The sequence below is a fragment of the Stenotrophomonas sp. SY1 genome, assembly GCF_021202945.1.
In the GTDB taxonomy this organism is placed as follows: domain Bacteria; phylum Pseudomonadota; class Gammaproteobacteria; order Xanthomonadales; family Xanthomonadaceae; genus Stenotrophomonas.
This window is the reverse complement of the sequence record NZ_JAJOYR010000001.1, coordinates 2066588-2089380: the sequence shown is the minus strand read 5'-3', so window position 1 is coordinate 2089380 and position 22793 is coordinate 2066588. Positions and strand designations below refer to the sequence as shown.

The window sequence follows — 22793 nt, the reverse complement described above, 5'->3', positions numbered from 1 at the left end:
AGTCAACCGTCGACGAAGACGTCCGCCGGCAAGCCGAGCAGCTGGCGCAGGCTGGCTGGCACCCGTTTACCGGGATGGCGCACCACCCAGAGCTGCCTGTGCAGCCGCGGCAGCGGGGTGTCCAGCACCTGCAGCTTGCCCAGCGCGACCAGGTCGGCCACCGCATGCCGGGACAGGCAGGCCAGGCCCAGGCCGGCCACGGCCCCTTGCTTGATCGCCTCGGTCCCGCCCAACTGCAGCACCTCGGCAAACCCGTGCAGATGCGGCAACAAGGCCTGTTCAGCCGCTTCGCGGGTACCTGAGCCGGGCTCGCGCAGCAGCCAGCAGGCCTGTCGCAGCTGCGCCAGGTCGGCGCCGGCCCGCAACGCGGTCGCCTGCGGGTGGCGCGGGCCGTAAACGATGACCAGCTCGTCATCGAGCCATTGCGCCACCTCCAGCCCCGGCTCGTGATTCGGCCCTTCGATCAGGCCGATGTCCACTTCCAGGTGCTGCACGGCGGCGGTCACCTCGCGGGTGTTGCCGATGACCAGATCCACATGGGCGTGGCCGTTGCGCTCCAGCAGGTCGGCGATGCGCCCCGGCATCAGGTAGTTGCCGATGGTGGTGCTGGCCCCCACCCGCCAGCGCACCGGGGCCGTGGCTTCACGCCCGGTACTGAAGCGCCGCTCGATGTCCGCCATGCCGGCCAGCAGCGCCCGGGCCTCCGGCAGCAGCGCGCGGCCGTGCGCGTTGAGTACCAGGCGGCGCCCGACCCGGTCGAACAGCACCAGGCCCAGCAGGCTTTCCAGTTCGTTCAGCGCTGCGCTCACCGCCGATTGCGACAAACCGATGGTTTCGCCGGCCGCGGTGGTGGTACCGGCCTCGGCGATGGCGCAGAAGATCTGCAGCTGGCGCAGGGAAAGATGCATGACCTATCCATAAAACAGGTTGAATATACGAATAGTATCTGTTTTACAGCTGATGGCAGTCGAAGCAGGATGGGCCACCTTCTGATAACCCATCGTTATGAACACCGTCACACAAGGGCCGATCCAGCCCACATCCAACCGCCTCCCCGGCCTGCTGCTGACCGCGCTCATCGCCGGCCTGTCGATCTGGCTGGGCACCCTGCCCTGGATGCAGGCCCACGGCATCAGCGCGCTGACGCTGGCCATCGTGCTCGGCATCGCCATCGGCAACACCGCCTACCCTTCGCTGGCGCCGCGCGCGGCGGCCGGCGTTGGGTTTTCCAAGGCCACCCTGCTGCGCGCCGGCATCGTCCTCTATGGCCTGCGCCTGACATTGCAGGACATCGGCCAGGTCGGCGCGACGGGCGTGGTGATCGATGCGCTGGTGCTGTGCTCCACCTTCGCCCTGGCCTGGTGGCTGGGCACGCGCGTGCTGGGGCTGGATCGCAATTCGTCCCTGCTGATCGGCGCCGGTAGTTCAATCTGTGGCGCGGCTGCGGTGATGGCGGCCGAACCCGTGGTCAAGGGTCGCGCCGAGCAGGTTGCCGTGGCCGTGGCGACGGTGGTGGTGTTCGGCACACTGGCGATGTTCCTGTACCCGCTGCTGTACCAATGGGGCGTCAGCGCCGGCTGGATGCCGCTGGATGAAACCGCCTTCGGCGTGTTCACCGGCTCCACCGTGCATGAGGTTGCCCAGGTGGTCGCCGCTGGCCGCGCAATCAGCGAGCCCGCGGCCGACGCTGCGGTGATCACCAAGATGGTGCGGGTGATGATGCTGGCGCCGTTCCTGGTGGGGCTGTCGGCACTGCTGGCGCGCGGTCAACGCCATGCCGACGGGCAGCGCTCGAAGATCACCGTCCCGTGGTTTGCCTTTGGCTTCATCGCCATGGTCGCATTCAACTCGCTGCAACTGCTGCCGGCCGGCGTGGTCAACGCCCTGGTCGAACTGGATACCGCGCTGTTGGCGATGGCGATGGCCGCGCTGGGCCTGACAACCCATGTTTCTGCGCTGCGCCAGGCCGGCAGCAAGCCGATGCTGTTGGCGATGCTGTTGTTCCTCTGGCTGCTGGGCGGCGGGATGCTGATCAATCTGGCGGTACGCGCCGTGCTGTGATGCTTCCTGCTTCCTGCTTCCTGCTTCCTGCTTCCTGCTCCTTGCATCGTGTACCCGCCTACCCGGCAATGCCCTCTCACCGGCCTACGGAGCTTTGACACTCCCTTCCCCCGCCTGCGGGGGAAGGTGCCCCGAGGGCGGATGGGGGCGCTTCTGGCTTCTCGTTTTCAGGCTTCCGGCTCCACGTGCCAGGAGCCGCCTCTCGCCCCAACCCCTCTCACGCAAGCGGGAAAGGGGCTTTGACACCAACGGCTTGCGGACTTTTCTGCGAAAATGCCGCATGAATGATTTCTCTACCCTGCCGCTGTCCCCGGCACTCGCTCCCGGCATCGACGCGCTGGGCTACACCACGATGACGCCGGTGCAGGCGCAGAGCCTGCCGCCAATCCTGGAAGGCCGCGACGTGATCGCACAGGCCCCCACCGGCAGCGGCAAGACCGCCGCCTTCGGTCTGGGCCTGCTCAACCGCCTGGATCCGACCAACGGCCGCACCCAGGCGCTGGTGCTTTGCCCCACCCGCGAACTGGCCGACCAGGTAGGCAAGCAGCTGCGCAAGCTGGCCACCGGCATCCCCAACCTCAAGCTGCTGATCCTCACCGGTGGCATGCCGCTGGGCCCGCAGCTGGCCTCTCTGGAAGCGCAGGACCCGCACATCGTGGTCGGCACGCCCGGCCGCGTGCAGGAACTGGCGCGCAAGCGTGCCCTCAACCTGGGCCAGGTGCGTGGTTTCGTGCTCGATGAAGCCGACCGCATGCTGGATATGGGCTTCGAGGAGCCCATCCGCGAAATCGCCGGCCGCACCCACAAAGAACGCCAGAGCCTGCTGTTCTCGGCCACCTTCCCGGAGGAAATCCGCGAGCTGGCCCGTGCCCTGCTCAACGAGCCGGTCGAGGTCACCATCACCGGCCAGTCCGAAGCGCCGGCCATCCAGCAGCTGTTCTTCGAAGCGGAACCGGCCCATCGGCAGAAGGCACTCGGCGGCTTGCTGCTCAAGTACACGCCCGAATCGGCGGTGGTGTTCTGCAACACCCGCAAGGACGTGGACGAAGTTGCCAACTCGCTGCGCCAGTTCGGTTTCTCGGCGCTGGCCCTGCACGGTGAGATGGAACAGCGCGACCGCGATGAAGTGCTGCTGCAGTTCTCCAACCGCAGCTGCAACGTGCTGGTCGCCAGCGACGTGGCCGCGCGCGGCCTGGACGTGGAAGACCTCGCCGCAGTGGTCAACTACGAGCTGCCGACCGACATCGACACCTTCCAGCACCGCGTCGGCCGTACCGGTCGTGCCGGTCGCAACGGGCTGGCCTTGAGCCTGGTCGCCGGCCGCGAGCGCAACCGCGCCGATGCACTGGAAGCGGCGCAGGGCAACCCGCTCAACTGGCAGAAGACGCCACTGGCCACCTCGCGCCCGGCCGAGCTGCCGCAGGCGGCGATGACCACCCTGCGCATCGATGGCGGCAAGACCGACAAGCTGCGTGCCGGCGACATCCTCGGCGCACTGACCGGAGAAGCCGGCCTGTCGGCGAAGGCCATCGGCAAGATCGACATCTTCCCGACCCGCTCCTACGTGGCAATCAGCCGCGAACAAGTGGCAAAGGCGGTGGCGCGACTGGAAGCCGGCAAAATCAAGGGCAAGCGTTTCCGCGTCCGCAAGGTCTGATATCGCAGGCCACTGATGCAACAACGCAAGCGCGTGCCCCTGCGTTTCATCGCCGCCGGCTGGCTGTTGCTGGCGGTGGTGACCTTGCCGGCCGTACAGCTCACCAGCCCGGCCAGTGACAACCCGTTGTGGCTGTCACTGGCAAGGAACTTCGTGTTCCTGCTTGGCATCCAACTGCCTTGGGCGCTGGTGACGCCGGCGCTCTGGCAACTGTGTCGGCGCTGGCCGCTGGGGATGGGCAATGACCCGCGTGTCATCGGCACGCTGCTGTTGATCGGGCTGCCGTTGATTCCAGCGTTGTCGCTGTGCGGCTGGTTGCTGGGTTTCGTGTTGTCACACCTGCCCCAGCCGCTGCCGTTGCCCGATGGCTGGCCGCGCGCGGTGCTCGCGACCAGCCTGTTCGCCCTGACCACCTACTTCGCCGTAATCGGCATCGGCCAGACGCTGGCTTACATCCAGCGCTATCACCGCCGGGGTGAACTGCTGGCGCAGGCGCGTGAGCAGGCGCTGGCGGCACGGCTGAACCATCACTTCCTGTTCAACGCACTCAACGCCATCGGCAGCCTGGGCTACCGCGATGCGGCCCGTGCCGACGCCGCTCTGGCCCAGCTCGGCGAACTGCTGCGCAACCTGCTCAACAGCGCACCGGCCATCGCGCTGCGGGAGGAAGTGGCCAACACCGTCGCTTTCATCGAGCTGCAGCAACTATTGCAGGAACAGCCATTGCCGCTGGAGCTGGATGCCGACAACGAGGCCTGGCAGGCCACAGTTCCCACGCTGCTGCTGCAACCGTTCGTCGAGAACGCGATCCGTTTCGCCACAGCGCCAGGTGCGCCGGAGGGCGCCATCACCCTGTCGATGAGCGTCCACGCCGGCATGCTGGAGATCCTGCTCGGCAACCCCTGCGGCGAAGCATCGCCGGGCCTTGGGATCGGACTGGAGGCCAGCCGCCAGCGCCTGCACGCCCTGCATGGCGCGCGCGCGTCGGTCGAGGTCACGCGCGACGCCGGCCATTGCCACGTCCGTATCCGACTGCCGATGCAGACGATGGTGCACTCCGCATGATCCGCGTACTGCTGGTCGATGACGTGCCCCTCGCCCGCGACAAGCTGCGCCACCTGCTGGCCGCGCACGCCGACATCGACATCCGCGGTGAAGCCGGTGATGTCGAACAGGCGCGACAACTGCTCCAGCACGAACCCGTGGACCTGCTGCTGCTCGACATCCAGATGCCCGGCAACGATGGCCTGCAACTGGCCAGCCAATTGCCCGCACCTGCACCGCTGGTCATCTTCACCACCGCCCATGCGCAACATGCGGTGGAGTCGTATGGGCTGGGTGCGGTCGACTACCTGCTCAAACCGCTGGACGGCACGCGCCTGGCGCTGGCGCTGGAACGTGCACGGCGACAGCTCGCCCATGCCGGCAGTCCGGCCCTGCAATCGCTGTGCATCCGCAACGGCGCCCGCACCGACTACGTGGCCGTGGCCGATATCGATTACATCGACAATGCCGGCCATTACGCCTGCATCCACGTCGGCCGCCAGGTACATCTGCTGCGCGAAAGCATGGGCCGGCTGGCCGAACAGCTGGCGCCGGCCGGCTTTATCCAGGTGCAGCGGGCGGTGATCGTCAACCTGGCCCGGGTACGCACACTCGAACCACGCCGCAACGGTGATGCGACCCTGCTGCTGACCGACGATAACCGCCTGCCGCTGAGCCGCCTGTACCGCGACGCGTTCGACGCGGCCATGCGCGCGCGCAGCTAGACCGGAGTCGCACGCACGGCTTGTGCCATTGCCCGCACGGCCGGTGCCAACCGCCGCGCGCGGCACTATCAACCCGCAGCGCCGATGGACACCATCGCCGCTCCGTCGATATCGAATCCCGCCATGCGCCGTTACCTGCTCGCCGCCGTACTCATGGGCGTCAGCCTTTCTTCCGCTGCCGCACGCCTTGTCGCAACCCCGGCCGACGGCCCCGGCGACCAGCCCGTTCAGATCCGCGTTGATGGGCTACTTCCCACCCAGCCGGTGCAGCTGCGCCTTTCCATGCGCGACAGCCGTGACGTTGAATGGCTGTCGCAGGCCACGTTCCGTGCCGATGTCGAAGGCCGCGTGGATACCGCCAACAGCGGCGCCGAGGCCGGCAGCTACGCAGGCGTCGATGCAATGGGCCTGTTCTGGTCAATGCAGCCCAAGGATGGCCGCGGCCAGCCAACGCCGCTGCCGATGTCCCGCAGCGACGATGGCCTGTTGTTCAAGCCCGTCCACTTCCAGTTGCAGGCCTTCGTTGAAGGCAAGATGGTCGGCGAGCAGACCCTGATCCGGCGCATCAACAGCACTCACGTCAACGCCCGCACGCTTCAGCTCGACGGCGTGGTGGCAAACCTCTACTTCCCCGCCGGTGCGCTGGATGATGGGCGCCAGCATCCGGTGGTGATCACGCTCGGCGGTGCCGAAGGCGGCATCGAAACCGCCAACTACTACGCGGCCTGGCTGGCCTCCAACGGCTTCGTCGCGGTGGCGGTGGCCTACTACCGCATGCCCGGCCTGCCGAGCGACCTGATCCGCGTGCCGATCGACCCGGTCAGCCGCGCAGCGGATTGGCTGCGCACCCAGCGCTTCGCCGGCCGCATCGGGGTGATGGGCGGCTCATGGGGAGGCATCGTCGCGATGGCGGCGGCCTCGCATGATCCACGCCTGGAAGCGGTGGTGTCCTGGGTAGGCAGCCCGGCGCCCTTCCGCGGCATCCGCCGGGACGTACCGCCAGCGGACTTCAGGGCCGCGGACCTGCCGGCGTTGAGCCTCGGCGGCCGTGACCTGCCGTTCCTGCCCTACCTGGAAGGGATCAACTGGAACCAGCCCGGCGAACATGCCGCAGCCCTCGAACAGGCCACATTCCCCATCGAACGCATCAACGGCCCGCTGCTGCTGGTGGCCGGTGGCGATGACCAGCTGGGCGCTTCAGGGGAAATGGCGGCCGTGGCCATGCGCCGATTGCAGCGCCGCGCCGCGCCGCAGGCCGATGTGCTGCTGTACTACTCCGATGCCGGCCACCTGATCACGCAGATGTACCAGCCCACCACCTTCCGTCACGACACCGGCCCCTACATCCCGGTGGGCGGAACGCCGGCAGGCTATGCACGCGCGGATCGGGAAAGCGGACCGGCGGTGTTGGCGTTCCTGCGCAAGGCACTGGCCCAATAGGCCAATGCCGGCAGTGCCCGGCTACGGAGCCTGCACCCGGCTCCGGCGCGCCACCTTCATCGTCAATGCAAACACGCCGAGCGCGACAACCACCAGTACCGCCAGCGCGGCGCCATGCCCCAGTCCGCGATGCACCAGCAGCAGATACATGCCGAAGCAGCTCGCCAATCCGCACAGGCCCCATCCCCACGCCCGGCGATGGGCCGACCGCAGCGACTGCACGCAGGCGACCAGCGTGATCAGCCAGCCGAAGGCGAGCGCCCACGGATCAAGCGGCAATGAAAACTCGTAGACATTGCAGATAACAAACCAGGCGCTCCAGCCCGACATCGCCGCCAGCACCGCCATCCAGCCAAGAATCCGCATGTTCTGCCCCGTGGAAATCCCGGCCGATCATTGCCTGCCGCGCGCTTTCAGGCAATGGCTGGCCGGACGGGCCTGCTCAGGCGAATACCGCCACGCTCTGCCGGCCACGCAGCAGCAACTGGCCCTGCGCGTTCCACACCTGCATGTCCTGCGATGAATACCCATCGCGCGCATGCTCGCTGAAGGAGCGCAGCAGGAACCACTCGCCCACCGGCACCGGCTCAAGCATGTCGAAGCTCCAGTTGATCGAGCTGATCGGCGCCGCTGCGGTGAAGCTGGTGAACGCTGCCGGCGGCAACGCATCGGCCATGGCCACCAGCGCAACCGCCGGGTCCACACCGCTGGCATCCACGTGCCGCATCCAGATCAACAGTTCCGGATGCGTGGCACCGGAAATGGGCTGCGCGCCACCGGCCGGGCGCATCACGAAGTTGCGGGTGAAAGCCGGCGCGAACGGCATCCCCGACATGTTGAATTCCCGGCACGCCTCCGGCCCCGGAACGGCTGGCAACGGGCCGAAATCGTGGGCGATGGCGCTATCGCGCGAACGCCCGAACACCAGCGCCAGGCGCGCGGCCAGCGCGCCTTCGGCGATCACATCCACGCCGACATTGACCACCGACTTGCCTTCGCGCAGCACTTGCGGCCGGAACTCCAGCTGCCCCACCGCCGGGCCGATGAAGGTGACCTGCACCGAACGCAGCGGCGGCATCTGCCCCGAATAGGTTGTCATCGCCGCCGCCACGGCCAGCGCGGTCAGGATGCCGCCATAGGCCGTGCGCCCCTGGCGCCAGTCATCGGGCAGCTCCAGCCCGCGTTCAACATCAAAGGACGACAACAGCGTGCTCAGGCTGGACATGGGAACTCCGTTGGAATGAAAACCCGAGGGCCGCTTCAGTAAACCAGGGTGGCCTGCAACGGTACGCCGGCCGGCAGACGGGCTCGGCCACCCAAGCCGTCCAGTTCAACCAGCACCGCAGCGCCCAGCACGTCAGCTTCCAGTTGTCCGGCCAGCAGCAATGCCGCGGCCAGCGTGCCGCCGGTAGCCAGCACGTCATCGACCAGTACCACCCGGGTACCCGGCGCGATCGCACTGGCGCAGACCTCGATGCGGTCGCTGCCGTACTCCAGCGCGTATTCCTGCTTCAGCGTGGCACCGGGCAGCTTGCCCGGCTTGCGAACCGGCACGAAGCCGGCGCCCAGCTCCAGCGCGAGTGCGGCGCCGAGGATGAAGCCGCGCGCTTCCACGCCCAGCACCGCCTGCACGCCGGCAGCACGCCAGGGTTCGGCCATTGCCTTGATCGCTGCTCGGAAAGCATCGGCATCGGCCAGCAACGGCGTGATGTCCTTGAACAGGATGCCGGGCTTGGGGAAGTCGCTGACGTCGCGGATCTTGTGCGACCAATCGGGATAAACAGTCATCATGTCGAGTATCGGAAAAAGGAATCAGGAACTGCAGGAGAGCATCGAGCAACCGGCACGCTCGCGCGCCCATTCCGGGCGCTTGCGCGCGTAGGCCTCGCGGCCGGGCTGGTCGTCATAAGGATGACGCATCACTTCAAGCAGGTCCGTGATGCCGGCGAAATCGCCTTGTTCGGCACGGTCGATGGCCTCCTGGGCCAGCCAGTTGCGCAGCACATAGCGCGGATTGGCCGCCTGCATGGCGCGGCGACGCGCCGCCACTGACTGCCCGGCAGCCAGCACGCGCTGGCCGTACCGCTGCAACCAGTCCTGCAGGGCGGGCAGCACCTGTTCGCGCTTCCCGGGCGAATAGAACGCCTCCTCCAGCGGTGCCACCGCCGGTGCGGCCGGGTCCACCTCCGCCAACGCCCGGAACGCGAGCGTCATGTCCATCTCGCCTTCGTGCAGTAGCTCGCGGAACTGCTCCATCAGCAATTCGTCACCGTCACGGAATTCACCCAGGCCAAGCTTGGCGACCAGCGCCGCGCGCTCTTCCACGGCAAACCGCTCACGGAAAGCGTCCAGCCCGGCCTGCAGCGGCGCTGCATCCTCGAACAGCGGTGACAGCGCCTGCGCCAGCCGCACCAGGTTCCAGTACGCCACCTGCATCTGCGTACCGAAGCGGTAGCGACGCCCCTGCGCGTCGGTGGTGTTCGGCGTCCACTCCGGATCGTAGTTTTCCACCCAGCCGTACGGGCCGTAATCGATGGTCAAGCCGAGCACGGACATGTTGTCGGTGTTCATCACGCCATGCACGAAACCCACGCGCAGCCAATGCGCCACCATCACCGCGGTGCGCGTGCAGATCAGTTCAAACCACTGCACGAAACGCTGCTCGCCAGCAGCGGCCAGTTCGGGGAAATCACGCGCGATGCAGAACTCCGCCAACTGCCGCAGCAACGCGACATCGCCGCGCGATGCCGGCAGTTCAAACGTGCCAAAGCGGATGAACGACGGCGCCACCCGGCACACCACCGCGCCCGGCTCGGCCTGCGGATGACCGTCGTAGAACATGTCACGCACCACCGCTTCACCGGTGGCCACCAGGCTCAACGCCCGCGTGGTCGGCACGCCGAGATGGTGCATGGCCTCCGAGCACAGGAACTCACGGATCGACGAACGCAGCACCGCGCGGCCATCGGCACCGCGCGAGTAAGGCGTCGGACCGGCACCCTTGAGTTGCAGCTCCCAGCGGCGTCCATCGGCAATCAGTTCACCGAGCGAGATCGCACGGCCATCGCCCAGTTGCCCGGCCCAGTGCCCGAACTGGTGTCCGCCGTAGTTCGCCGCCCACGGCCGCATGCCTTCGTACAACGCATTGCCGCCAAACACCTCGGCGAACTCCGGGCTGCGCAGCATCGCTTCATCGAAGCCAAGCAGCGCCGCCACTTCCGGCGAATGCGCCAGCAGAACCGGCGCAGCCACCGGCGTCGGAGTAACCTGCGACCAGGCCGCGCCAAGCACTTCGCGGCGACGCGGGCCGGTTTCGGCATCACCCGGCAGCGCGGTGACGAAGCGGTTGTCAAACAGCAGATTTGCGTTGTTCATGGCAGACAGATGGGGTCATCAAGCCATCGGTGCAAGCTCAGTTGGCGCCTGCGGCAAGGTCCAGCGGGCCGCCACGCGCCACCGCCCGCTGGAATGCGGGGCGTTCGGCGATGCGGGCAAGGAAGGATTGCAGGTTCGGATAGCGCTCCATGCTCCCACCACGCGAGGCCGCCGCCTGGACCGGGAAGCTCATCTGGATGTCGGCGGCAGTGAACCGGTCACCGGCAAACCATGGCCGCTGGCCAAGTTCCCGCTCCATCCAGTCCAGGTGCAGTTTCAACTGCGGGCTAATGAAGCCCTGCATCGTCCTGTCGACGATCATCCGCGCCACCGGCTTGATGAAGAACGGCATCGGCGCGCTGCGGATGCGCCCAAACACCAGCGCCATCAGCAACGGCGGCATCGCCGAACCCTCGGCGTAGTGCATCCAGTAACGATAGTGCAGGCGCTCGGCAGCCTGGGCCGGCATCAGCTCGGGCGAAACCTGGCGCTCAAGGTCATAGCGGTCGGCCAGGTATTCGAGGATCGCACCGGACTCGGCCAGCACCTGGCCGTCGTCTTCCAGCACCGGTGACTTGCCCAGCGGGTGCACGTCGCGCAGCGCCTTGGGCGCCAGCCATGTTTTCCGATCGCGCTGGTAGGTCACCATCTCGTACGGCAGGCCCAGTTCCTCAAGCATCCACAGCACCCGCTGCGAACGCGAATGGTCCAGATGGTGGACTTTGATCATGGCCGATGCCCCGCAGATTCAAAGACGCATCCTAACCACCTCCCCGAAAGGGACGCATGACGCCCGAATCGCAGGCAAAAGAAAACGCCGGAAGCTTTCGCTTCCGGCGTTTTTGGCTACCTTACGGTTGCGGGAGGTCGATTAGACCGCCTGCACCTGGTCAGCCTGCATACCCTTCTGACCCTGGACGGCGACGAAGGTAACCTTCTGGCCTTCCTGCAGGGTCTTGAAGCCGTTGCCCTGGATCGCGCGGAAATGCACGAACAGGTCCGGGCCGCTTTCCGGGGTGATGAAGCCGAAGCCCTTGGCGTCGTTGAACCACTTGACGGTGCCGGTCTGACGATCAGACATGTACTAACTCCTGAAACATAAGTTGAAATAATCGCAGCCGCCGGATATCGGGGCCGAGACTGAGTTGCAGGCGTTGGTAAAGCGGATCGATGAGCGGATCGTTAAGATCAACTGCATCAGGCCACGATTCACGGTGACCCTTGCAAGCACAGTACCGGCAACGATACGCGGCTTTAAGACAAAAAGCGATAAATACCGTATTCAGAAAATCAATTGGATTAAGCCGCAGCAATAAATCCATTGAATTCATTGGCTTGCCTATTTTTCCCAGCACCCCCACCCATCCCCGGAACCACCGCAACCGATAGACTGCGCAGATGGAAACCCCTCTTTCCCCCGCTCCATTGCGCATATGGGTGGACGCCGATGCTTGCCCCGTCGTGATCAAGGAGATCCTGTTCCGGGCCGCCGAACGGGCCGGCATCGAAACCGTGCTGGTCGCCAACCAATGGCTGCGCACCCCGCCCTCGCGCTTCATCCGTTCGATGCAGGTTGCCGGCGGCCCCGACGCCGCTGACGACGCCATCGCCGAACGGGTCAACGCTGGCGAGCTGGTGGTGACCCAAGACATCCCGCTGGCGGCCCGCGTACTGGAAAAGCAGGCCTTGGCGCTGAACCCACGTGGCGAGCTGTACACCGCCAACACCATCGCCGAGCGCTTGTCGGTGCGCAATTTCATGGAAGAGCTGCGCGGCGCTGGGGTGCAGACCGGCGGCCCGGCCACCTTGCATCAGCGCGACCGCCAGGCCTTCGCCGCGCAACTGGACCGTTGGCTGGCGCAGCGCCCGCGATAACGGTAGAGCGCAGCCACGCTGCGCTGCGGACTTACCGGACAAAGGCTTGCCGAGCATGGCTCGGCACTACGGGTACGAGAGTGTTCGCTCGCTGATGAACTCGCGTTGCCGGCCATCGAGCGGATCGACGAACGCCAGGCGCTTGGCCAGCAGTTGCAGCGGCGCACGGTAATCATCGGGCGCGCGTGGAAGCAATTGCGGGTAGCAGTCGTCACCGATGATCGGCGCGCCCAGGGCGGCCATATGCACCCGCAGCTGGTGCTTGCGCCCGGTCACCGGCTCCAGCGCATAACGCCAGATCGCCCCGCCTCGTTCGATCACCTCGATCCGGCTGCAGCAGTTGGCCAGGCCGTCGTGTTCCGCCATGCGATGGAACGGCTCGCCACGTTCAATGCGACTGTTCCGCTCCAGCGGAAACACCAGCTCAGGCAAGGCCGGCGCCAGGGCTTGGTAGTGTTTGCGGATCAAGCGCTGTGCGAACAGTCGCTGGTATGCCGCCCTGCTCTGCGGATTGCAGGAAAACAGCACCAGCCCAGCGGTACCCCGGTCGATGCGATGCAGCGGCACCAGTTCGCGATTGCCGGTGCTGGCGATCAGCCGCGCCAGCAAGGTCTGGCGGACATAACGCCCGGCCGGGGTGACCGGCAGAAAGTGCGGCTTGTCGGCTACCAGCAAGTGCTCATCGTGGTGCAGCACCTGTTCGCTGAACGGGATCACCGGCTCAGCTTCCACTTCACGGAAGTACACGATTTCCTGCCCGGCCAGCCATGGCTGCTGCGCCGTCAATGCGGTTCCGTCGGCTGCCTGCACCCGGCCACGCGCGAAACGGTCCAGCCATTGCGCCCTGGATACACCCGGAAAGCGCGCACAAAGCCCTTCAACCAGGTTGGGCCAGGCGCCGGGAGGCAGTTGCAGGCGGCTGGGGAGATCGGTATCGGGCACGGTCAGGGCGGTTCGGCAGGAGGCAAAGCATTATCATGGCCGGTCTTTGTACCCGGTAACCCCATGGCCCTCACCGCCACCATCCGCAAGGCCGAGCTACAGATCAGCGACATGGACCGCGGCTACTACGCGACCCACAACCTGACCCTGGCCCAGCACCCCTCCGAAACCGACGAGCGCCTGATGGTGCGACTGCTGGCCTTCGCACTCAATGCGCAGGACCGGCTGGAATTCGGCCGTGGCCTGAGCACCGAGGACGAGCCGGACCTGTGGCTGCACGATTACACCGGCGCCATCGAACAGTGGATCGACCTGGGCCACCCGGACGAATCCCGCATCCGCAAGGCCTGCAACCGCAGCACCCACGTTCAGGTGGTGAACTACGGCGGCAATGCCTCCGACATCTGGTGGCAGAAGCAGGGCAAGCACCTGCTGCGTCACGACAACCTGTCCGTGCTCGACCTGCCGTCCAGCTTCGTCGAGCTGTGGGGCACCCAGGTGCAGCGGGCGATGCGCTGGAGCGTGCTGATCCAGGACGGCGAGGTGCAGTTGATCAACGACCAGATGCAGCTGGATGTGATCCCGGCCTGGCGCAAGCGCCCGGCGCAGTAAGCAGGCAGTGGCAATGACGACGATCCGCTGCGACGTTCTGGTGATCGGTGCCGGCGCCGCCGGACTGATGTGCGCGCTTACCGCCGGCCAGCGCGGCCGCATCGTGCAGGTGATCGACCATGCCAACAAGGTTGGCAAGAAGATCCTGATGTCCGGTGGTGGACGCTGCAACTTCACCAACACCGGCACCACGGCGGCCAACTTCATCTCGGCCAATCCGCACTTCTGCAAATCGGCGTTGGCGCGCTACACGCCCGGCGACTTCATCGAGATGGTCGAACGCCACGGCATCGCCTATCACGAGAAGGAGCTGGGCCAGCTGTTCTGCGACATCTCCTCCAAGCAGATCGTCCGCATGCTGCTGGACGAATGTGCGGCCGCCGGTGTGCAGATCCGCACCGACTGCGGCGTGCAGGATATCGAACGCGGTGCCGATGGCTTCCGCGTGCGGACCGCACAGGGCCTGTTCCATTGCGCGTCGCTGGTGATTGCCACCGGTGGCCTCTCAATCCCCAGCATGGGCGCCAGCGGCTTCGGTTACGAAGTGGCGCGCCGCTTCGGCCACGAGGTGCTGCCCACCCGCGCGGGGCTGGTGCCGCTCACGCTCAGTGGCAAGCACCAGGAACGCTTTGCCGAGCTCAGCGGCGTCGCCCTGCCGGTGGAAGCGCGCTGCAATGGCCAGAGCTTCCGCAACTTCATGCTGCTGACCCATCGCGGCATCAGCGGCCCGGCGATCCTGCAGATTTCCTCATATTGGCAGCCAGGCGACGACCTGCGCCTGGACCTGCTGCCCGACCACGATGCCGAGCACTGGCTGCGTGAGATGAAGCGTGATCGTGGGGCCTCGGAGCTGCGCACGGTACTGTCGGAGGTGATGCCGCGCCGTCTGGCGGTGCGCCTGTGCGAGCAATGGCTCAAGGACAAGCCCGTCCGTCAGCTGGACGAGCGCGACCTGCTCGCCGCCGCCAACCTGCTCTCCGACTTCCCGCTGGTGGCCAGCGGCACCGAAGGCTACCGCACCGCCGAAGTCACCCTCGGCGGCGTGGAGACGCGCAAGGTGTCGTCCTCGACGATGGAATCGCAGCTGGTGCCCGGCCTGCACTTCATCGGCGAGGTGCTGGACGTGACCGGCTGGCTCGGTGGCTACAACTTCCAGTGGGCGTGGGCATCCGGGCATGCCGCCGGCCAGGTGGCCTGACAACGACCGGCATGCGCATGCGGCACTGCGTCGGAATTCCGTCACATACAACGGCACGCACATAGACGCCAACGCCGCCCATCGTGTATTAAACCCCGTCCCCCGGGAGTCCTGAATGCAGAACGCCAAAGACATCACATTGCGCCTGCTGATCGTTGACGACAGCGCCGAAAACGCCGAAGTCATCGTCAGCACGCTGCGCAACAGTGGCATCGCGGTACGACCGTCGCGGCCACAGAACGCCGACGAGTTGATCCAGGCCCTGGCCAGCCAACCCATCGACCTGGTGCTGACCGCCAACTCCCATGCGATACCGCAGCTGCTGTTGACCCAGCAGATTGCCGCCAGCGGCAAGGACATCCCGATGATCCTGCTGGCCGACCAGGTGGAAGCGCGTCTGCTGCTGGAATCGGCGGCCAACGGCATCCGCGCCATTGCCCTGCGCCAACAGCCGGACCATCTGCTGGCGGTGGTCCGCAACGAATGGACCGACCTGCAGGCCCGCCGCGGCCTGCGCCGCATTGAAGCCCAGATGCGCGAGACCGAGCGTCGCTGCGATGCACTCATTGCATCTTCCCGCGAGCCCATCGCCTACATCCACGAAGGCATGCACATCCGCGCCAACGACGCCTACCTGGACATGTTCGGGTATGAATCGTTCGAGGACGTGGAAGGCATCTCGCTGCTGGACATGGTGGCCCCGCAGTACGTGGAGGACTTCAAGAACCTGCTCAAGTCGCTGAGCAAGGGCGAAGCACCACCCCCGCAGTACGAAGTGCATGCACGCAACCAGGACGGCGACACGTTCCCGGCCACGATGGAGTTCACCGCTGCCACTTACGAGGGCGAATCCTGCTCGCAGGTGGTGTTCCGCCGTCGCGAGGAATTCGACCCGGAGCTGGCACGCGAAGTGGAAGAACTGCGCCAGCGCGACCAGGTCACCGGCCTGCTCAACCGCCCGACCTTCATGGTGCAGCTGGAAAACGCGGTGGCCCAGGTCAGCCGCAGCGAAGGCCAGTACGGCTTCCTGTTGATCGAGCCGGATCATTACGCGCGGCTGCTGCCGGACATCGGCCTGGATTCGGCCGACGCGTTGATCGCCGCCATGGGCCAGCACCTGGCCGCCACCGTTGGCAGCGATGCGCAGTTGGCCCGCTTCGGCGAACACAGCTTCGCCCTGCTCGGCCCCGGCGACTACACCTACACGGCACAGCTTGCCGAGCGGGTGCGGGCGGCATTCGCCTCGCATGTGTTCAGCATCGGTGAGCGCTCGGCCACGGTCACGGTCAGCATTGGTGGCGTTCAGGTGGGCGAGAAGATCGCCAGCGTCGGCCAGGTACTGAGCCGTACCAACGACTGCACCCGTGCCGCCGTGGAACTGGGTGGCAACACGGTCAAGGTGTTCGACCCCGGCGCCGCCGACCGGGTCGAGGAAGAGCGCATCCAGCGCTGGGTGCAGCGCATCGGCGAGGCCATCAGCGGTGACGGCTTCCAGCTGCGCTTCCGTCCGGTACTGAACCTGATGGGCGAGCCGATGCAGCTGTACGACACTTCGTTGTTGATGGAAAACAACGACGAGCTTGTCGGCCCGAACACCTTCCTGCCCATCGCGCAGGATCACAATCTGCTGGCACCACTCAATCGCTGGGTGGTGGCCAATGCCATCCGCGCGCTGGGCGAACGCCGCCGCGCCGGCCACACGACACACCTGATGGTACGCATTACGCCGGAGTCGTTCTCCGATCCGGAACTGCTGAACGTGATCCGCAACGGATTGGCAGCCGAAGGCGTCAGCGGAAGCCAGCTGTGGCTGCAGACCCCGGAAGCCAAGGTGTTCACCCACCTGCGCAATGCGCAGCAGTTCCTCAGTGGCGTGGCGACGATGGGCTGCAAGGTCGGCCTTGAGCAGTTTGGCTCCGGGCTGGATTCGTTCCAGTTGCTGGCCCATTTCAAACCGGCCTTCCTGAAACTGGACAGCGGCTTCACCGCCGACCCGGTCCAGGCCAAGGAGCAGTTGGAGAAGACCCGCGAGATCACCGCCAAGGCGCAGGAAGCGAGCATCCTGACCATCGCCGAGTTCGTGGCCGATGCCGGCACGATGAGCCTGCTGTTCGGCGCTGGCGTGGACTACGTGGAAGGTGATTTTGTCGGCGCGCCTGCGGCGGCGATGGATTTTGAATTCAACTGATCGGGATTGGGCAGCGCGTGCTTGAAGCCTGTCCTTACCCAAACCCTCTCCCGTAAACGGGAGAGGTGCTCGCAAAGCGGCGGCTCGCGGCTCACGCAAAGCAAGGGGCTCGTAGTCCACCAGGCCCCTCACCCGCCTAGGTGAGCGGGGTTGGGGTGAGGGCCGCCGCTCCAACAAGCGCCCCAAACACCCACGCAAACAGAAAGGCCGCGCACTGCGCGGCCTTTCCATATCCACAACCACAATAAAACGGAGATCAGACTTCCACGATCCCCGGAATCGCCACGTCAGGATTCACGTCGGCGTCGTAATCCACGCCGTCGATGCCGAAACCGAACAGACGCAGGAAGTCGGCCTTGTAGCCGGCCAGGTCGCTGATCTCGTACAGGTTCTCGTTGGTGACCTGCGGCCACAGCTCCAGCACCTTGCCCTGCACTTCCGGCGCCATTTCCTTGTAGTCCGCACGCAGGCGGCCTTCGCCGTCCACCAGTGCGATCTCGCGACCCTTGCCGTCCAGCAACTGCTGGCGGATGTGGTCGGCCGCGTTCGCGCCGCCCTGCGGGCCGTTGTAGAGGATGTCGTACAGCGTATCGAGCTGCTCGATGCAGCCTTCGTGCGTGCCCTGCTCCTTCATCACCTTGAACAGCAGCGACAGGTACAGCGGCATGGTCGGGATGGCCGAACTGGCCTGGGTCACCACCGCCTTGAGTACCGACACGCGGGCGTCGCCACCAATACCCTGCAGCTTGCTGCGGATATCCAGGACCTTGTTGTCCAGGTCCTTCTTGGCCGCACCGATGGAGCCGTTCCAGTAGATGGCCTGGGTGATTTCCTCACCCACGTAGGTGAACGCGGTGGTGGTCGCGCCCGGGGCCAGCACACCGGCTTGGAGCAGCGCGTCGATCCACATCTGCCAGTCCTCGCCACCCATCACCTGCACGGTGCCGGCTATTTCTTCGGCGGTGGCCGGCTGCAGCGTGGTTTCGGTCAGCACTTCCTTGTCCGTATCCAGGCCGCGCAGGGTGATCGGCGCGCCGATCGGCTTGAGCGTGGAACTGATGATCTCGCCGGTCTTGGGATGCTTGCGACGCGGCGCAGCCAGGCTGTAAACCACCTGGTCGACCTGGCCCAGATCAGCCTTGATCAGCTCGATGACTTTCTGCTTCACCTCGTCGGAGAATGCATCGCCGTTAACGCTGCGTGCGTACAGCCCGGCCTGGTGCGCGTACTTCTCGAACGCCGCCGAGTTGTACCAGCCCGCGGTGCCCGGCTTGCTTTCGCTGCCGGCGCGTTCGAAGAACACGCCCAGCGTGGCGGCGTCGCTGCCGAAGGCAGCCTTGATGCGCGCGGCCAGGCCGTAGCCGGTCGATGCGCCGATCACCAGCACCTTCTTCGGGCCGTTGGCGAGCTTGGGCTGGGACTTGATGTAGTCGATCTGTTCCTTGACCGCCGCATCGCAGCCGGTCGGGTGGGTGGTGACGCAGATGAAGCCGCGCACACGCGGTTTGATGACCATGGAAACCTCAACTAGGTAAGCAGGAAAACAGCGCCACCACACGGCTACAGACACGCCCGCCAGCACTGAACCGGGGGATCGTAGTGCGCGCCCGCAACGAACACAACCGACGCCACCGCATGGCGGCGATCGCCGGTAGCCAGCTGCGGCACTGTCGGCGCAGGGCTCACCGGCCCTGCTTCGGCCTCACCAACTCAAGCGCAGGCCAAGGTTGCCATCCAGCGTCCTGCGGTCGCTGCCGGCATCACCGGTATCCACCGTGTAATCGGCGGTGGCGTGCATGCTGAAGCGGTCATTGAACCGGGCCACCACGCCAGCACCCAACTCCACGGCGCTGTAGCCCTTCCAGGTCACCAGCTCGTCGGCATCCACGCGCACCACATCGCGACCACCGGAGCCGTGCCAGAGATTGAGTTTCAGGTAGGGCTGCCACAGCCCCGAGGCGATGGTGAAATCGGCCGAATGCCGCAATCCGACGCGACCGATCACGGTGTCGCCGATATCGAAGGCCACTACTGCGACGCCATCGTGCTGAGTATCCAGGTCGGCGCGCTGCCAGATAAGTTGCGCCTGCGGCTCCAGCTTCCAGCGACTGCCTTCGCGCCAGTGGAATGGCCGCCCCACTTCCAGTGACGCGGTCACACCTCGGCCATTCAAGTCCAGGCCAAGGCCGCGACTGGAATGCGTATCGCCTTCGTAGTCACTGCCCATCAGCACCAGATCGAGATAACCGCCCTGCTCGCCGATCCGCGTCCAGTACAGCCCCAGATGATCCTCATCCACCCTGGTCTGGCCAACGCTGAGGTTGTACCAACCCAGCGCGAAGCCGCGCACGTCGCCATCGGCACGCGAGCGCCCCACGAACAGGCCGACGTGATTGCGGGATGTGGCCGCCGCATTTTCCCAGGCGATCAGATCGATGCCGGCCTGCACGCCGCTGATGCTGCCATCAAAGGTCGGCGCCACCGTGCCGCGCCAGTCCTGGCGGGTGTCCTGGCCGATCACGCGCAACCAGGCAGCGCGCAGGCTGCCATCGCGATCCAGCAGCGCCTGTTCGCCCTGCCGCTCGTGGAAGGTGCCCAGGCTGGCCAATGACAGTTGCTGCAACACCGGCGTGACCACCGCATAAGCCGGTGACTCGATGCGATAAAGCGGGACCACCGCATCGGTCGCCGCACGGGCACCATCGGTTGGCGGCAGACTGCCGGCCATGGGCAACGGCGCCGATGCGGTCGGCACGGGCGGCTCCGGGGCGGGCGCGACCGGGTCCGGCGCAGATGGCGGCTCCGGTGGCGCCGGTGGCGGCGGTTCACTCGGAGCCGTCGGATCTGGATCCGGTACGTCCGGGTCGCCCGGCAGTTGCGGCGGGGGTGGCGGCGGCGGTGGCGGCAACTCCTCCGGTGGTGCCGCCGGCGGTGTTGGCTGCTCAGGCGGTGGTGCCGGCGGATCGGCGGCAGTGGCCATGCTGCCTGCGGTCGTGCCATTGACCAGCGTCGAGCGCAGATACCAGTTCTCTTCCGTGCCGCTGCTCACGCCGCCCTTGAACAGAAAGTACTCGAACGCGCCGGCCGACAGCGGATTGAACAACGCAAAAGCGGCGGGCGTCGTACTCGCGCCGTTGATCGACTGCACCACCAGGATGCCGTCCACCAAGGTCGCCGCACCGCTGCCGCCGAAGTTGATGACGCTCAGGCCGGTACTGCCGCTGGCCTGTCCACCGGAGATGATCAGTCGATCAGAGGCCGATCGATCGTCACCCAGCACGGTCTGCAGATACACCACAGCGTTGTCGCCTACGTAATTACCGGCGATGGTGAAAGTGTCGGCCGTACCGCCAGTGTTGCCGTTGGTCAGGTCGATGCGACCGGCATTGTTCACCCCTACCAGCTGCCCACCGGCAAAGGCACGCACGCCCGTGTTCCAGCCGCCACCGGCATACAGGGTGCTGCTGTCATCCACGTTCAGCACGCCGGTTCCGGTACCGCTGTCACCCAGCACCAGATCGGTGTCGAAATTGAGTTCGGTGACATTGCCGATATCCACCCGCTCCCATTGCTGGAACCGCGACAGGCCACCGGTGGTAATGCCGGACATCGTCAGCACGTCCGCCCCGGTGCCGCCGTCGAACAACGGCAAGGCGCCCAGGTGTGACTGGTTCAACCGGGTAAGTGATGCACGGTCATCGCCCTCGCCCAGATCAATGGTGCCGTGGATGACCCCGCCGCCATTCCAGTCGAGCACATCATTGCCCAGGCTGACTCGCACCTCGCCACGCACGGTGCCGCCAGTGACGGTAATGCGATCATCACCACCACTGACGCTGATGCTGCCACCGATGTAGCCGCCGGAAAGACGGATGGTGTCTCTACCGAACCCGGTCACCAGATTGCTGTCGATGGTGCCGTCGGACATGTCGAAGGTGTTGTCGTCCAGCTTCATGTTGACCCGGCCAATGCGGCCGCCGGTCATTTCCGCGTAGTCGCCGTCCTCGAACGCACCAACGATGCGGCCGCCACTCATGCGAAACGTATCCAGGCTGTCGCCCTGCAGCAGCGCGGCGATCTGGCCGCCGGTCATGACCAAGTCGTCGATACCGGCTCCCTGCTGCACCGGCCCACTGGTCACACCGGCGCTGACCGTCATGCGATCCGCACCATTGCCCTGGTCGACCGCACGCAGCAGCCCGCCGCCCATCACCAGCACATCGTCTCCGTCGCCTTGCGTCAGCGGTCCATCGATCGCCCCGCCGAACGTCTCGACCCGATCATTGCCAGGCCCCTGGGCCAGGCCGCCTGTGATCCGTCCGGAAGCGCGCACGAACACCGCGTCATTGCCCGCTCCCTGATCAACCGGCCCAAGCACAACGCCCACCACATCCAACGTGTCATCAACTGCCTGTGCATGTCCCGCTTGTGGTGCCAACAATGTCACGCCACCCAGGGCGCCACTGATGCGAAGTAGTCGGTAGATGGCCGACCCCAGCCGATGCGGTCGATGCAGAGGCATACCGTGACCCTCGTTCCAGATTGGCAGAAACACGAGTTACGCTTCGCTTGTAATGCCGAAACGCGCACCGGTGCGGCTGCGCAGCAGAATACGGATCGCCCACTGCGGACGTTGTGAAGGAAAAAAGAAAAGCCGCGCAGAGCGCGGCTTTTCCATGTGCATCGCGAAAGTGGAACGTCAGGGACGACGTGCCAGCTCTTCCTCATCACGAGCCTTGGGCAGCAGATCCTGCTTGCTGACCTTGAACGGACCAATGCTCAACAGCGGCACCGCCACGATGATCGAGGACACCACCACGATCACCGCACCCACCATGTGGGTCTCGGCCAGGCCTTCCATCGACTCGCCGCCGTACAGGTACAGGGCAAGTGCCGACAGGAAGAACAGCACCGCGGTGATCACCGTACGCGACAGCGTCTGGTTGATCGAGCGGTTCAGCACTTCCAGCGGCTCAACACGCAGGCTGCGGAAGTTCTCTCGCACGCGATCGAACACCACGATGATGTCGTTGATGGCGAAACCCATCACCGACAACATGCCGGCCAGCACGGTCAGGTCGAACTCGCGGCCGACCAGCGACATGTAGGCAACCGTCAGGATCAGGTCGAAGAACGCGGTGATGCTGGCCACCATCGCGAACTTCCACTCGAAGCGCGCAGCGATGTAGACCAGGAAGCCGATCACCATGAACAGCGTCGCGTAGATGCCGTTCATCACCAGGTCCTTGCCGACCTGCGGGCCAACGAACTCACCCGGCTGCGCGGTGGCGACGTTGTCGGCCGCCGTCACTGCGGCGCGCACCTTCTCGGCCACCTGCTGGGCGGCATCGGCGGCGTTGTTGTGCTCACCGTCCGGCGGCAGGCGGATCATCAGGTCATTGCCACCGCCCACGCTCTGCACCTGGGCGTTCTCGAAGCCGGCCGTGGTCAGGCGCTCACGCACCACATCGGCATCAATGCTCTTCTCGAAGTGGGTGCGGACCACGGTGCCGCCAGTGAACTCCAGCGCGTAGTTGAAGCCCTTGAAACCGATGATGGCCACCGAGACCAGCAGCAACACCACCATCAGCGCAAGCACGGGCTTGCGGTGACGCATGAAGTCGATGTTGGTGTCGTTCGGGACGATATGAAGTGGAAACAGTTTCATTTATTCGT

The 22793-nt window shown here is 65.8% G+C and carries 21 protein-coding genes; 9 read left to right on the top strand and 12 right to left on the bottom strand.

Annotated features, from left to right (window positions below):
• Positions 1-2: 2 nt before the first annotated feature.
• Positions 3-908: a LysR family transcriptional regulator gene (locus tag LR961_RS08820; protein ID WP_232148335.1), complete on the bottom strand. Its 906-nt coding sequence runs from the start codon at positions 906-908 to the stop codon at positions 3-5.
• Positions 909-1005: 97 nt separating this feature from the next.
• On the opposite strand from LR961_RS08820, the gene LR961_RS08815 reads away from it, so the two are divergent.
• The 5 genes from LR961_RS08815 to LR961_RS08795 all read left to right on the top strand — a co-directional run bounded on the left by LR961_RS08815 (position 1006) and on the right by LR961_RS08795 (position 6927).
• The gene (locus LR961_RS08815; protein WP_232148333.1) at positions 1006-2061 is read left to right on the top strand and encodes a YeiH family protein; all 1056 of its coding nucleotides are present in this window, start codon (positions 1006-1008) and stop codon (positions 2059-2061) included.
• A gap of 280 nt (positions 2062-2341) precedes the next feature.
• Positions 2342-3718, top strand: coding sequence for an ATP-dependent RNA helicase DbpA (gene dbpA / locus LR961_RS08810; RefSeq protein ID WP_232148331.1), 1377 nt, complete (start codon positions 2342-2344; stop codon positions 3716-3718).
• 15 nt (positions 3719-3733) lie between these two features.
• The gene (locus LR961_RS08805) at positions 3734-4783 is read left to right on the top strand and encodes a histidine kinase (RefSeq protein WP_232148329.1); all 1050 of its coding nucleotides are present in this window, start codon (positions 3734-3736) and stop codon (positions 4781-4783) included.
• The gene (locus LR961_RS08800; RefSeq protein WP_232148327.1) at positions 4780-5487 is read left to right on the top strand and encodes a LytTR family DNA-binding domain-containing protein; all 708 of its coding nucleotides are present in this window, start codon (positions 4780-4782) and stop codon (positions 5485-5487) included. The genes LR961_RS08805 and LR961_RS08800 overlap by 4 nt, the downstream gene beginning before the upstream one ends.
• Positions 5488-5571: 84 nt before the next feature.
• Positions 5572-6927 (top strand): acyl-CoA thioesterase/bile acid-CoA:amino acid N-acyltransferase family protein, encoded by a 1356-nt coding sequence (locus LR961_RS08795; protein ID WP_232148325.1) that lies wholly within the window; start codon positions 5572-5574, stop codon positions 6925-6927.
• A gap of 21 nt (positions 6928-6948) precedes the next feature.
• Here the strand turns inward: LR961_RS08795 and LR961_RS08790 are convergent, their stop codons facing one another.
• From LR961_RS08790 to LR961_RS08760, 7 genes are all read right to left on the bottom strand, one after another.
• Positions 6949-7293 (bottom strand): hypothetical protein, encoded by a 345-nt coding sequence (locus tag LR961_RS08790; RefSeq protein ID WP_232148323.1) that lies wholly within the window; start codon positions 7291-7293, stop codon positions 6949-6951.
• 76 nt (positions 7294-7369) lie between these two features.
• Positions 7370-8152, bottom strand: a complete 783-nt coding sequence (locus LR961_RS08785) for a thioesterase family protein (RefSeq protein WP_232148321.1) — start codon at positions 8150-8152, stop codon at positions 7370-7372.
• 35 nt (positions 8153-8187) lie between these two features.
• Positions 8188-8715: an adenine phosphoribosyltransferase gene (locus LR961_RS08780; protein WP_232149294.1), complete on the bottom strand. Its 528-nt coding sequence runs from the start codon at positions 8713-8715 to the stop codon at positions 8188-8190.
• 24 nt (positions 8716-8739) lie between these two features.
• Positions 8740-10302 (bottom strand): protein adenylyltransferase SelO, encoded by a 1563-nt coding sequence (locus tag LR961_RS08775; RefSeq protein ID WP_232148319.1) that lies wholly within the window; start codon positions 10300-10302, stop codon positions 8740-8742.
• 37 nt (positions 10303-10339) lie between these two features.
• On the bottom strand, positions 10340-11032 hold the full coding sequence (locus LR961_RS08770) for a glutathione S-transferase (RefSeq protein WP_232148317.1): 693 nt from the start codon (positions 11030-11032) through the stop codon (positions 10340-10342).
• Positions 11033-11173: 141 nt separating this feature from the next.
• Positions 11174-11383, bottom strand: a complete 210-nt coding sequence (locus tag LR961_RS08765) for a cold-shock protein (RefSeq protein ID WP_057631873.1) — start codon at positions 11381-11383, stop codon at positions 11174-11176.
• Entirely contained in the window at positions 11376-11771 is a 396-nt protein-coding gene (locus LR961_RS08760) for a hypothetical protein (protein WP_232149337.1), read from the bottom strand. The genes LR961_RS08765 and LR961_RS08760 overlap by 8 nt, the downstream gene beginning before the upstream one ends.
• Between LR961_RS08760 and LR961_RS08755 the strand changes: the two genes are divergently transcribed.
• Positions 11701-12177 carry a YaiI/YqxD family protein gene (locus LR961_RS08755; RefSeq protein ID WP_232148315.1) on the top strand — a complete coding sequence of 159 codons (477 nt, stop codon included), beginning with the start codon at positions 11701-11703 and terminating at the stop codon, positions 12175-12177. The genes LR961_RS08760 and LR961_RS08755 overlap by 71 nt on opposite strands.
• A gap of 66 nt (positions 12178-12243) precedes the next feature.
• On the opposite strand, the gene LR961_RS08750 is transcribed toward LR961_RS08755, so the two are convergent.
• On the bottom strand, positions 12244-13119 hold the full coding sequence (locus LR961_RS08750) for a pseudouridine synthase (RefSeq protein ID WP_232148313.1): 876 nt from the start codon (positions 13117-13119) through the stop codon (positions 12244-12246).
• Between the two features lie 63 nt (positions 13120-13182).
• Here LR961_RS08750 and LR961_RS08745 point away from each other — a divergent pair, with 63 nt between their 5' ends.
• The 3 genes from LR961_RS08745 (at position 13183) to LR961_RS08735 (ending at position 17117) form a co-directional block, all read left to right on the top strand.
• Positions 13183-13731: a YaeQ family protein gene (locus LR961_RS08745; RefSeq protein WP_232148311.1), complete on the top strand. Its 549-nt coding sequence runs from the start codon at positions 13183-13185 to the stop codon at positions 13729-13731.
• A 13-nt stretch (positions 13732-13744) separates the two neighbouring features.
• Complete coding sequence (locus LR961_RS08740) at positions 13745-14929, top strand: NAD(P)/FAD-dependent oxidoreductase (protein WP_232148309.1); 1185 nt, start codon at positions 13745-13747, stop codon at positions 14927-14929.
• A gap of 115 nt (positions 14930-15044) precedes the next feature.
• Complete coding sequence (locus tag LR961_RS08735; RefSeq protein ID WP_232148292.1) at positions 15045-17117, top strand: EAL domain-containing protein; 2073 nt, start codon at positions 15045-15047, stop codon at positions 17115-17117.
• Between the two features lie 256 nt (positions 17118-17373).
• Here the strand turns inward: LR961_RS08735 and fabV are convergent, their stop codons facing one another.
• The 3 genes from fabV to secF all read right to left on the bottom strand — a co-directional run bounded on the left by fabV (position 17374) and on the right by secF (position 22785).
• Positions 17374-18633: an enoyl-ACP reductase FabV gene (gene fabV, locus LR961_RS08730; protein ID WP_232148291.1), complete on the bottom strand. Its 1260-nt coding sequence runs from the start codon at positions 18631-18633 to the stop codon at positions 17374-17376.
• A gap of 186 nt (positions 18634-18819) precedes the next feature.
• Positions 18820-21639: an autotransporter domain-containing protein gene (locus LR961_RS08725; protein ID WP_232148289.1), complete on the bottom strand. Its 2820-nt coding sequence runs from the start codon at positions 21637-21639 to the stop codon at positions 18820-18822.
• A gap of 177 nt (positions 21640-21816) precedes the next feature.
• Positions 21817-22785, bottom strand: coding sequence for a protein translocase subunit SecF (gene secF / locus LR961_RS08720; protein ID WP_232148287.1), 969 nt, complete (start codon positions 22783-22785; stop codon positions 21817-21819).
• Between the last annotated feature and the right edge of the window lie 8 nt (positions 22786-22793).

What these genes read in the sequence shown, in the direction of transcription:
- LR961_RS08780 (WP_232149294.1), bottom strand. Translation starts at nt 8,715, where the DNA reads ATGACTGTTTATCCCGATTGGTCGCACAAGATCCGCGACGTCAGCGAC.
- LR961_RS08740 (WP_232148309.1), top strand. Translation starts at nt 13,745, where the DNA reads ATGACGACGATCCGCTGCGACGTTCTGGTGATCGGTGCCGGCGCCGCC.
- LR961_RS08820 (WP_232148335.1), bottom strand. Translation starts at nt 908, where the DNA reads ATGCATCTTTCCCTGCGCCAGCTGCAGATCTTCTGCGCCATCGCCGAG.
- LR961_RS08800 (WP_232148327.1), top strand. Translation starts at nt 4,780, where the DNA reads ATGATCCGCGTACTGCTGGTCGATGACGTGCCCCTCGCCCGCGACAAG.
- LR961_RS08790 (WP_232148323.1), bottom strand. Translation starts at nt 7,293, where the DNA reads ATGCGGATTCTTGGCTGGATGGCGGTGCTGGCGGCGATGTCGGGCTGG.
- LR961_RS08745 (WP_232148311.1), top strand. Translation starts at nt 13,183, where the DNA reads ATGGCCCTCACCGCCACCATCCGCAAGGCCGAGCTACAGATCAGCGAC.
- LR961_RS08725 (WP_232148289.1), bottom strand. Translation starts at nt 21,639, where the DNA reads ATGCCTCTGCATCGACCGCATCGGCTGGGGTCGGCCATCTACCGACTA.
- LR961_RS08795 (WP_232148325.1), top strand. Translation starts at nt 5,572, where the DNA reads ATGGACACCATCGCCGCTCCGTCGATATCGAATCCCGCCATGCGCCGT.
- LR961_RS08755 (WP_232148315.1), top strand. Translation starts at nt 11,701, where the DNA reads ATGGAAACCCCTCTTTCCCCCGCTCCATTGCGCATATGGGTGGACGCC.
- LR961_RS08765 (WP_057631873.1), bottom strand. Translation starts at nt 11,383, where the DNA reads ATGTCTGATCGTCAGACCGGCACCGTCAAGTGGTTCAACGACGCCAAG.
- LR961_RS08805 (WP_232148329.1), top strand. Translation starts at nt 3,734, where the DNA reads ATGCAACAACGCAAGCGCGTGCCCCTGCGTTTCATCGCCGCCGGCTGG.
- LR961_RS08775 (WP_232148319.1), bottom strand. Translation starts at nt 10,302, where the DNA reads ATGAACAACGCAAATCTGCTGTTTGACAACCGCTTCGTCACCGCGCTG.
- LR961_RS08815 (WP_232148333.1), top strand. Translation starts at nt 1,006, where the DNA reads ATGAACACCGTCACACAAGGGCCGATCCAGCCCACATCCAACCGCCTC.
- LR961_RS08770 (WP_232148317.1), bottom strand. Translation starts at nt 11,032, where the DNA reads ATGATCAAAGTCCACCATCTGGACCATTCGCGTTCGCAGCGGGTGCTG.
- fabV (WP_232148291.1), bottom strand. Translation starts at nt 18,633, where the DNA reads ATGGTCATCAAACCGCGTGTGCGCGGCTTCATCTGCGTCACCACCCAC.
- LR961_RS08785 (WP_232148321.1), bottom strand. Translation starts at nt 8,152, where the DNA reads ATGTCCAGCCTGAGCACGCTGTTGTCGTCCTTTGATGTTGAACGCGGG.
- secF (WP_232148287.1), bottom strand. Translation starts at nt 22,785, where the DNA reads ATGAAACTGTTTCCACTTCATATCGTCCCGAACGACACCAACATCGAC.
- LR961_RS08735 (WP_232148292.1), top strand. Translation starts at nt 15,045, where the DNA reads ATGCAGAACGCCAAAGACATCACATTGCGCCTGCTGATCGTTGACGAC.
- dbpA (WP_232148331.1), top strand. Translation starts at nt 2,342, where the DNA reads ATGAATGATTTCTCTACCCTGCCGCTGTCCCCGGCACTCGCTCCCGGC.